The sequence below is a fragment of the Streptomyces sp. NPDC056987 genome (assembly GCF_042673865.1).
Classification (GTDB): domain Bacteria; phylum Actinomycetota; class Actinomycetes; order Streptomycetales; family Streptomycetaceae; genus Streptomyces.
In genome coordinates this window covers 148,639-158,059 of record NZ_JBHURV010000023.1, presented here as the reverse complement: position 1 = coordinate 158,059, position 9,421 = coordinate 148,639, and the positions used below count along the sequence as shown (strand labels likewise).

Below are 9,421 nucleotides of genomic sequence, written 5' to 3'. Positions count from 1 at the left end.
CGTCTGTTGTTTAAAAGACCCCGGCAAAACCCCCCGGCCGGGGCGGCTGGCCCCCCACACCCACACCACCCGGCCATGCTGACGGTGGGGCCGGAAACCGCCGGGGCTCCCCGGGGGAGCCCGGCCCAGGTTCTAGGGCAACTGCCAGTCCACCGGCTGTGCCCCTTGGCGGACCAGCAGGTCGTTGGTGCGGCTGAACGGCCGTGAGCCGAAGAACCCGCGGTCCGCCGACATCGGCGAGGGGTGGGCGGACTCGATGGCCGGGTGGTCGCCGAGGATCGGGCGCAGGTTACGGGCGTCGCGGCCCCACAGGATGGAGACGAGCGGCTTGCCGCGGGCGACCAGCGCGCGGATGGCCTGCTCGGTCACCTCTTCCCAGCCCTTGCCGCGGTGCGCGGCGGGCTTGCGGGGCGCCGTGGTGAGGGCCCTGTTCAGCAGGAGTACGCCCTGCTTGGTCCACGGGGTCAGATCGCCGTTGGACGGCCGGGGCAGTCCGAGGTCACTGTGCAGCTCCCGGAAGATGTTCTCCAGGCTGCCGGGCAGATTGGCCACGTCGGGCGCGACCGCGAAGCTGTGCCCGATGGCCATACCAGGGGTCGGGTACGGATCCTGCCCCATGATCAGGACGCGCACCTCGTCGAAGGGCTGCTGGAACGCGCGCAGAATGTTGGCGCCGGCCGGCACATAGGTACGGCCGGCCGCGATCTCCGCACGCAGGAAGTCCCCCATGGTGGCGACGCGCTCCGCCACGGGTCCCAGCGCGTCCGCCCATCCGGGCTCGACAAGTTCGTTCAACGGTAGTGCTGCCACAAGGCGTTACTCTACTCCTCATCTGTGACATCACATGTGGCGTCATCCTTGGCGTCCGTCCTTGTCGTCATCCTTGGCATCCATCCTTGTCGTCACCTCCGTCCTCGTCGCCCTCCGGAAGTCCGGTGTCCCTTGTCCTCAGTGCGTCCGGTGATCAGGCCCGTCCCGTCCGGTGGCCCCGTATGAGCTGGGTCCTGGGTGTCGACTCGGGCGGTTCGGGCCTACGTTGCGTGCTCGGCGCCGTGGAGCCGGGCGGGGCGGTCACGGTCGTCTCGTCCGCCGAGTCCGCCGAGCCGGTGCGTACGGGCCCCTCCGGCATCGACCCGGAGGAGTTCGCCACCCGGCTGCTGCCCGCCGCGCGGGCCCTGCTGGCGGAGGCGGGCGCGGAGGGCCTGTCGGCGGTCGCCGTCGGCGCCACGGGGATGGCGACGCTCGGTGACGGGCTCCGCGCCGCGCTGCCCGGCGTGCTGGAGCGCTCCCTCGGGGTGCGGCGGCTCGCGCTCGCCGCCGACGCGGTCACCGCGTACGCGGGCGCGCTCGGTCAGCGCCCCGGCGCCGTCGTCGCCGCGGGTACCGGCGTGATCGCGCTGGGTATGACGCCGGAGGGCTGGCGCCGCGCGGACGGCTGGGGCCATCTGCTGGGCGACTGCGGTTCGGGCGCCTGGATCGGCCGCGCCGGGCTGGAGGCCGCTCTCCGGTCGTACGACGGGCGACGCGGCGGATCGGCCGCGCTCCTGTCCGCCATGGAGTCATTTTTCGGTCCCGCCGGCGAGCTTCCCGGACTGCTCTACCCCCGCTCGGACCGGCCCGCCGTACTCGCCTCGTTCGCGCCGGAAGTGGCCCGCCGCGCGGCGGGTGACCCGGTCGCGCGCTCGATTCTCGCGCAGGCCGCGGAGCACATCGCGGACGCGGCGGCAGCGGTCTGCCCACCATCGGGTGAATGTGAAGTGGCCCTCACGGGAGGACTGTTCAAGCTCGGCGATCCCCTCCTCGGGCCGGTGCGCGCCGAGCTGTCCGCCCGGCTCCCGCATGCCACGACGGTCGCCGCGGCCACGGATCCGCTGGGTGGGGCGCTGTTCGTCGCGGCGGGGCTCGCCACCGGCACGCTCCGGCTGCCGTCCGATCCGCGCCTGCTGAACGTCTCGACAGAACAGGACAGATGAGCTGAAAAATACCTAACGGATATATAAGGACAGATGGCTCGCAGCCGCCCCCTCCCCGAACAGCCGCGCCCACAAAACCAGTAGCATTCGACGCCATGAGCACCCCCACTGGGCCCGCATCCGGCCTGCCCGTACGAATGCCGCGACCCCGCCAGTCGGGGCGCCACCGCCGTCCCGAACCGGTCGCGGCCCCCGAAGGTGCGCCCGCGCTGGTTCTCGCCGTTCCCGGCACCCCGTCCAGCGCCGTCCGCGGGCTGGCCGAAGAGGTCGTCAGCATCGCCCGTTCCGAGCTCCCCGGGCTCAACGCCTACATCGGGTACCTGGACGGCGACGACACCGAGTACCCCACCCTCCAGGCCGTACTGGCCGGGACCGCCGCGCTGCGCACGGAGCGCTACGAGCTGGCCAAGGCCGCCGGTCGTGAGGTGGCCGAGCCCGAGGGTCCCGCCGCCGTGGTCGTGCCGCTGCTGGCGGGCCCGGAGAGCGCGCTGATCGAAGGGATCGGCGCGGCCGTGACGGAGAGCGGCGCCGCCGTGGAGCTGACGGATGTGCTCGGTCCGCACCCGCTGCTCGCGGAAGGCCTGCACGTACGCCTCTCGGAGGCCGGTCTGGCCCGCGCCGACCGCGCCAGGCTCTTCACGGTCGCCACGGCGGCCGACGGGATCATCCTGGCCACGGTGGGCGGCGAGGAGGCGGTCCGTACCGCCGGGATCACCGGGATGCTGCTGGCCGCGCGGCTGGCCGTGCCGGTGATGGCCGCCGCGCTCGACACGGAGGGCTCGATCGCGGCGATCGCCGAGCAGCTCCGCGAGTCGGGTTCGACGCAGCTCGCGCTCGCGCCGTACCTGGTCGGTCCCGAGCTGCCCGCGGGTCTGCTCGACGCGGCCGTCAAGGAGGCCGACTGCGCCGCGGCGGAGCCGCTCGGCGCATACCCGGCCATCGGCAAGCTGGTGCTGTCGCATTACGCCACCACGCTGGGCATCACCCCGCAGCCGCAGGGAACACCCGCGCACTGACGCGCCCGCGTACGGCCGAGGCTCCGTCCTCGCGCCCGTACGCATGGGAAAGGGCCCGCACCGGATCACCCCGGCGCGGGCCCTTCCCGTGCCGGAGCCGCCCCTCAGCCGAAGATCACGCAGGACGCGGCCGGAGCGGCCAGGGCACCCGCCAGGACCGGAACGCCGGTGACCGGGTCGATGTCGAACCAGGTCACGTCGCCGGAGCGTTCGTTGGCCGCGTACAGTCTGCGGCCCGTCGGGTCCAGCACGAGATCGCGCGGCCAGTGCCCGCCGCAGGGCACGGTCGTGACGAGTTCCGGCTTCTCGTACGTCGGGTCGAGGGCGAGGACGGCGATGCTGTCGTGGCCCCGGTTGGCCACCCAGAGGAACCGGCCGTCCGGCGCCGCGACCACCTCGGAGGGGTAGCTCCCGCCCTCCGCGCCCGCCTCGCCGCCGGGCAGGACGGCGCTCTCGCCGACCGGTTCGAGCACCCCGTGCACCTCGTCCCAGCGGCAGACGGTGAGCACCGGTTCCAGCTCGCCCAGCACGTAGACGTGGCCGCCCGCCGGGTGGAAGGCGAGATGGCGGGGCCCGGTGCCGGGGCGCAGCGCGGTGGAGCCGTGCGGGATCAGTTCGCCGGCCGTGGTGTCCAGGGAGCAGATCCGTACGGTGTCGGTGCCCAGGTCGGGGCTGAGGATCCACCGCCCGCCGGGGGCGGCCACCACCTGGTGGGCGTGCGGGCCGCGCTGCCGGTCCGGGTGGGGTCCGGTCCCCTGGTTCTGGAGCACGCCGGTGACCGCCCGGGGGCGCCCGTCGGCGGCCACGGGCAGGACGGAGAGGCTGCCGGACCCGTAGTTGGCGGTGAGGAGACGCCCGGCGGCGAACGTGAGATGGGTCGGTCCCGAGCCGCACACGAGGACGGGGTCCCCGAGGGGGCTCGGCGCCGCGGACCCGGCGGCGGTGTCCCGGGGGCGGAAGGCGGCCACCGCGCCCTCGTCGGTCTCGGAGACGGCGTAGAGGACCGTGCCGTCCGGCGAGAGCGCGAGGTACGAGGGATCGGCCACGGCGTCCGTGACCCCGCGCGCGGTGAGCGCGCCGGTGCGCGCGTCCACGGCCGCGGCGATGATGCCGAGCCCTCCTGACGAGGTGAACGACCCGATGAAGGCCCGTCCGCCGTCGTGCCCACCGCTGTCGCCACTCACCGTGTCTCCCCTCCAGGCCCGCCCCGGTGCCCGGCCGACCGTAGCAGGCCGCGCCGGGAAGATCACGGCCCCGGGACGCTCTTCCCGGCGGGGCAGGTACGGGGAGGCGGCCGGCGCGGTCCCGCCCGGCGGGGCGGACTCCGCTCCGGACCGCCGCACACCGTCCGGACCTGGGACCGGGCCGTCAGTCCTGGGTGTCCAATTGGTCGGCGAAGGCGCGTAGCGCGTCGGCCAGTTCCTTCTTCGTGGGCAGTTGGTCGACCTTCTTGTCGAGCGCGTCGATGCGCCTGGCGAGTTCCTCAAGGTCGGCGGGGGTGCCGGGAGTGCCCGTGGGGCCGTCGGTGGGGTGGCCGGTGGGGTCGTTCGAGGGATCGCCGGAGGTGCCTCCCGTCGAATCTCCCGGGCTGGGCTCGGCGCCTCCGGAACCGCTGACGCTGCCGGCGTCCGTGCCGCCGGCGTCCGCGCCACTCCCGTCCGTGGTGCTTCCCCCCGTACCGCCGTCGGTTCCGACCCCGACCGTGTTCCCGTCGGCCGCCGGACCGGCGGTCGCGCCGACGCCCGCCGCTCCGCCGTCCGCCGACCCCGCCGCCATCGCGCCGCCGACTCCGAGGATCACCGCGACGGCGGCGCCCACGACCGCGGCCAGCGTTCTTCGTGTGCGCATCTGCGCTGAATCTGTCATGCACCGGACGCTAGTGACGGTTCTCGGCGGAAGAGGGACTTCCGCCGAACTTCTGCCGGACTTCTGCCGGATCCGGGCGAACGCGCACGGCCTCAGCCGTACCAGCGCACCTCCGGGCGGTACGGGGCGCACCGGGCCAGGCGGAGCCGGGGGCGCAGGTTGACCATGTCGTCCTGGGACAGGCAGCCGTCCTGGGAGCCGATCCGTCCCCCGGCGTCGCGCCACCAGTGCTGGCCGGGCGACCCGTCGCAGGCGGTGAGGAAGGGCGACGAGGAGTTCCCGTACGGCGCGGTGAGGCAGCGTCCGCCCACCGCGGTCCGGACGGCGCCGTCGGCGAAACTCCACCGCTGGGCCCGCGCGCCGTCGCACGCGTCCGTCACGACCTCGGCGGTTCCCTCCTTGCCGCCTCCCCCGGCCAGGCAGAGTTCCACCGTACGGCCGGAGTCCGTCGTGGCGATCGCGGACATGATCTCGCCGGGGCGGGGCTCCCGGTGTATTCTCCGGTACTCCTTGCCGACCCAGTTCCGGTAGCCGAGGCCGTACGGGAGGACCGCGGGGCATTTCCTCGGCACGCACCCCGTATGCCGGTAGTACGTCTCGAACACCGCTTCTTTCCTCTTCTTCCGCGCCGGACCCAGATTGGCGGGCAGCAGCGACATGGTGTAGCCGAGGTACGGCGTCACCGGGGGCCGGCCCGCCGCCTCGTAGGCGGCCCTTCTGACATATCTGCCCGCCACCGCGTGGTCGCTGTGGTCGCTGTGGTCGACGGAGCGCGTCTCATGGTGCCCGAAGGCGATGTTGTCGTAGTCCAGCGTCCGGACGCGCCGTGCCTTTTCGCGGTCGACGAACGCGGTCAGGGTGCGCAGCAGTTCGCCCTCGGTGTAGGCGCGCCCGCCGTCGACCGGCCGGATGTGCCGGATCTCGCCGCGGAAGAGCCTCAGCAGACTCTGGTGGTGGTTGGTGGTGGTGCCACTGCCCCTGGGCAGTCCGTCGGGCAGCCGGAGAAAGGTGAGCCGGACCCCGGCTCCGCCGGCTTCACCCGCTGTGCCTTCGGCTCCTCCGGTTCTCTCGGCCAGGGTGTACGAGAGGAGTCCGCGGCCGCCCACGACGACGTCGTCCCTCGTCCAGCGGTCCGCGGCGCCCGCCATCGCGGCGTACGCCGCCCGCACGCCGTCCTCCCGGCTTCTCACGTAGTAGCTCTTCCCGAAGGGGTGACCGGCGTCCCCGGCGGTCAGATAGACCGTGCTGACGGAACACCCCGCGGAGATGGTCCGCTGGATCTCCGGATTGACGAAGAGAAGGTCGTCGTCCTGATGGGCGACACCCACGACGAGCCGTTCGCAGGGCTCCGCCGGCCGTTGCCGGGGCGGGGCGGCGAGGGTGCCGAAGACCGCGCAGAGGGACAGGAGGGACACGGCCCACAGCGGGCGCCGGGGATTGCCTCGTACACCGGTTTTCCTCACGGCGAGATTTTTCATCACGGGGATACGGCGGCCGGGTGCGACGCGCAGGGGGCGTTCCCTTTACGGGGCAGCGACCACGTGATGGGGCGGTGACCGCGTGATGGGGCGGCGACCGGGCCGTTCGTCCGAGTGGCGCGCTCTGATGGCCCGGGGGACGGCGCCGGTGCAGCGTGGGGACATGGCACAGACGCCGGCCGTGGCCTCGGGCCCGCGGGGCAGACGCTCGGGGCCCGGCGCGGGCCGGGTCCGCCGCGTGGCCGGAGCGGGCGGGCGGCTGGGGCCGCTCGGGCCGCTGGCGGTGGTCGCGGTCGCGTACACCCTGGTCCAACTGGCCTTCGCACTGCCCGGTTCGGGGCTCGGCTGGGACGAGACGGTGTACGTCAGCCAGGTCGGCCGGGACGCGGAGGCGGCGTTCTTCAGCGCGCCGCGCGCCCGGGGCATCACCTTCCTCGTCGCACCGGTCACCGCGCTGACCACGTCCGTCGAGGCACTGCGGGTCTTTCTGGCGCTGCTGTCGGGAGCCGGGCTCTTCCTCGCGCTGCGGGTGTGGCGGCGGCTGCTGCCGGTTCCCGTGCTGGCGCTCGCCGGGGCGCTCTTCGCGGGGCTGTGGATCACCGTGTTCTACGGTCCGCGGGTCATGCCCAACCTGTGGGTCGCCTTCGGTGCCCTCTTCACCGTGGGCTGCTTCCTGCGGGCCGCGCGGGAGCGCTCCGACCGCGCCGCGCTCGCCGGGGTCGGCGCTGGTCTGGCGTTCGTCGCGCTCATGCGGCCGGGCGACGCGTGCTGGCTCGCCCTCCCGCTCGCCGGGGCTGCGCTGCTCGTCCGGTCCTGGCGGCGCCCGGCGCTGGTGCTGATGGTGGCCGGGGGCGTGGCTCTCGGCTGTGCCGAATGGGTCGTCGAGGCCTATGTCAGCCACGGCGGCCTCCTGGCCCGGTTACGGCGGGCCGACGAGATCCAGGGGGATCTGGGCTGGCAGCCGGCGTTCGGCCATCAGCTCCGCTCGCTGGACGGACGGCTGCTCTGCCGCCCCTGTGACGTGCCGTGGCGGCAGCCGCTGACCGCGGTGTGGTGGTTCCTCGTACCGCCCCTGACCGCGGGCGGGGTGCTGGCCGCCGTGCGGCTGCGCCGGACGGCCGTCGTCCTGCTGCCGACGCTGGCCGGTCTCACGCTGGCCGTGCCGTACCTGCTGCTCATCGGCTACGGGGCGGCGCGCTTCCTGCTTCCCGCGTACGCGCTGCTCGCGCTGCCCGCGGCGCTCTGTCTGACCTGGATCGGCCGGGCGGCGCGGCCCCGGCGGCCGGTCGTGGCCGCGCTGGCCGCGGCGCTGGCCGCGCATCTGGCCGTCCAGTACACCGTCCTGGACGGCGCGAGCGCGCGCAGCCGGATCAGCCGGGCGGCGTTCGGCCGGGCGGCGGCCGAACTGCACCGCCAGGGGGTCGGGCCGCCCTGTGTGATCAGCGGCGCCGAGGCCGTCAGGATCGCCTTCCGCACCGGCTGCGCGTCGCGGCAGACCGGCGGTCACGACGCGAGCGTCACCCCGGCCGGGCTCGCCGCGCTCGCCCGGGGGCGCCCGGTGGCGGTGGTGGTCACGGACGGGGACGCGCCGCCCGCGTACGCCCGTCACTGGCGGCTCCACCGGCTGCCGGAGCTGCCGGGGCTGCGGAACTGCCGCGCCTATCTCTCGCCGTCGGCGCGGCCGGTCCGTGACGCGCGGTCGGGACGGCCGGGCCGCTGATCCGTAGGCGGCGCCGCGTCCGACCCTCCGCGCTGACGCCGCCCCGTACCCAGGGCTCCGGTCACGAACCGTACGGGAGGCCACTCGTCAGGGTGGCTTTCCCGCTCCGCATGCGCGCGCAACCGCCCGCCTGGCCCGCCGGAGCTGCGTTCATGCCGCGCGGAGCGCCCTGCCGGGGTTGCGCCGGGGGCGCGCGCCGACGGCGTACCGGGCTGTCGAGCCTCCGTGCGCCGATCAGACGATATTGCTGCCCGTAGTTGATCCAACGCATGCTGTTACCTGGCTCCGGGTGCGTGAAATGCCGGGAGAAAGTGCTGCCCGCTCCTGCCCATTTCCCCATCAGCGAAGGGTGCGACATGTCCGGTTCAACGTTGCGTGACGCGGGGCGGCCCGGGTCCGGGGCCGACGTCCGCGCCATGGCGAAGGAGCTGCTCTCCCGTGGCTGCCACCCGCTTCTGCTGATCTCGGTCGCGGTGGTCTTCGCCGCAGCCGTGCGGTACGGCTGGGACACCGGCCTGGCGACGTTCGGCTTCCAGCTCTCGCTGCTCTGCTATCTCGCGGCGCTGGAGCGGCTGATCCCGTACGAGCGGGCCTGGCACCCCAGCCGCCGGGAGTGGCGCTGGTACGGGGTGTACTTCGTCCTCACGACGGTGGGCGGCACGCTGGCGCAGTCGCTGGTGGTGGCCGGCGCGGGCGCGCTCGCGACGGCGGATCCCCTGCTGCCCCTCTGGGCCGAGATACCCCTCGCCCTGCTGCTCGGCTCGCTGGCGGGCTACGCGGTGCACCGGCTCGGACACACCAACCGGTGGCTGTGGCGGCTGCACGGCGTGCACCACGTCCCCGACAAGGTGAATGTCGCCAACAACGGTGTCAATCACATCGCTGATGTCTTCATCTCCCAGGCCTTCGTCCAAGTGTCCCTGGCGGTCGTCGGGTTCTCGGAGACGGCGGTGTTCGGCGCGGGTCTGTTCGTCATCGCCCAGGGGTACTTCGTGCACGCCAACATCGACGTCGCCCTCGGCCGGCTGAACCATGTGTTCGTGGGGCCCGAGCAGCACCGGCTGCACCACAGCACGGATCTGGCGGAGGCCGGGCACTACGGCTCTGACTTCTCCATCTGGGACCGGGCGTTCGGCAGCTTCACCTGGCGGCCGGGGCGCGAACCGGCCGCGGTCGGCCTCGTGGACCCGCGGTCCTTCCCGGGGACCGGTGCGATCGTCGCCACCCTGGTCCACCCGGTGCGCCGGTCACCCAAGGCCGGCGGCTCCACCGGCTGATCCTCTCCCCTCCTCTCCTCTCCCCTCCCCGCGCCCCTCCTCCCTCCCTCACCTCACTGCTCACTCCCCATAAAACCCGCAATCCGCTCTC

The 9,421-nt window shown here is 73.7% G+C and carries 8 protein-coding genes; 4 read left to right on the top strand and 4 right to left on the bottom strand.

Features of this window, described 5'->3' with window-relative positions; genetic code table 11:
* Positions 1-132: 132 nt before the first annotated feature.
* Positions 133-810: a uracil-DNA glycosylase gene (locus ACFTZC_RS25365; RefSeq protein WP_382893427.1), complete on the bottom strand. Its 678-nt coding sequence runs from the start codon at positions 808-810 to the stop codon at positions 133-135.
* Positions 811-992: 182 nt separating this feature from the next.
* Between ACFTZC_RS25365 and ACFTZC_RS25360 the strand changes: the two genes are divergently transcribed.
* Positions 993-1,973 (top strand): N-acetylglucosamine kinase, encoded by a 981-nt coding sequence (locus ACFTZC_RS25360; protein WP_382893426.1) that lies wholly within the window; start codon positions 993-995, stop codon positions 1,971-1,973.
* A gap of 95 nt (positions 1,974-2,068) precedes the next feature.
* Positions 2,069-2,989 carry a sirohydrochlorin chelatase gene (locus ACFTZC_RS25355; protein ID WP_382893424.1) on the top strand — a complete coding sequence of 307 codons (921 nt, stop codon included), beginning with the start codon at positions 2,069-2,071 and terminating at the stop codon, positions 2,987-2,989.
* 104 nt (positions 2,990-3,093) lie between these two features.
* Here ACFTZC_RS25355 and ACFTZC_RS25350 read toward each other — a convergent pair whose 3' ends face one another.
* The 3 genes from ACFTZC_RS25350 to ACFTZC_RS25340 all read right to left on the bottom strand — a co-directional run bounded on the left by ACFTZC_RS25350 (position 3,094) and on the right by ACFTZC_RS25340 (position 6,270).
* Positions 3,094-4,173, bottom strand: coding sequence for a lactonase family protein (locus ACFTZC_RS25350; protein ID WP_382893422.1), 1,080 nt, complete (start codon positions 4,171-4,173; stop codon positions 3,094-3,096).
* 184 nt (positions 4,174-4,357) lie between these two features.
* Positions 4,358-4,855 carry a hypothetical protein gene (locus tag ACFTZC_RS25345; RefSeq protein ID WP_382893420.1) on the bottom strand — a complete coding sequence of 166 codons (498 nt, stop codon included), beginning with the start codon at positions 4,853-4,855 and terminating at the stop codon, positions 4,358-4,360.
* Between the two features lie 92 nt (positions 4,856-4,947).
* A complete protein-coding gene (locus tag ACFTZC_RS25340) occupies positions 4,948-6,270 on the bottom strand; it encodes a PIG-L family deacetylase (RefSeq protein WP_382893418.1) in 1,323 nt (440 codons plus the stop codon).
* A gap of 226 nt (positions 6,271-6,496) precedes the next feature.
* Here ACFTZC_RS25340 and ACFTZC_RS25335 point away from each other — a divergent pair, with 226 nt between their 5' ends.
* On the top strand, positions 6,497-8,053 hold the full coding sequence (locus tag ACFTZC_RS25335; protein WP_382893417.1) for a hypothetical protein: 1,557 nt from the start codon (positions 6,497-6,499) through the stop codon (positions 8,051-8,053).
* A gap of 356 nt (positions 8,054-8,409) precedes the next feature.
* Positions 8,410-9,330 (top strand): sterol desaturase family protein, encoded by a 921-nt coding sequence (locus ACFTZC_RS25330; protein WP_382893415.1) that lies wholly within the window; start codon positions 8,410-8,412, stop codon positions 9,328-9,330.
* Positions 9,331-9,421 lie beyond the last annotated feature (91 nt).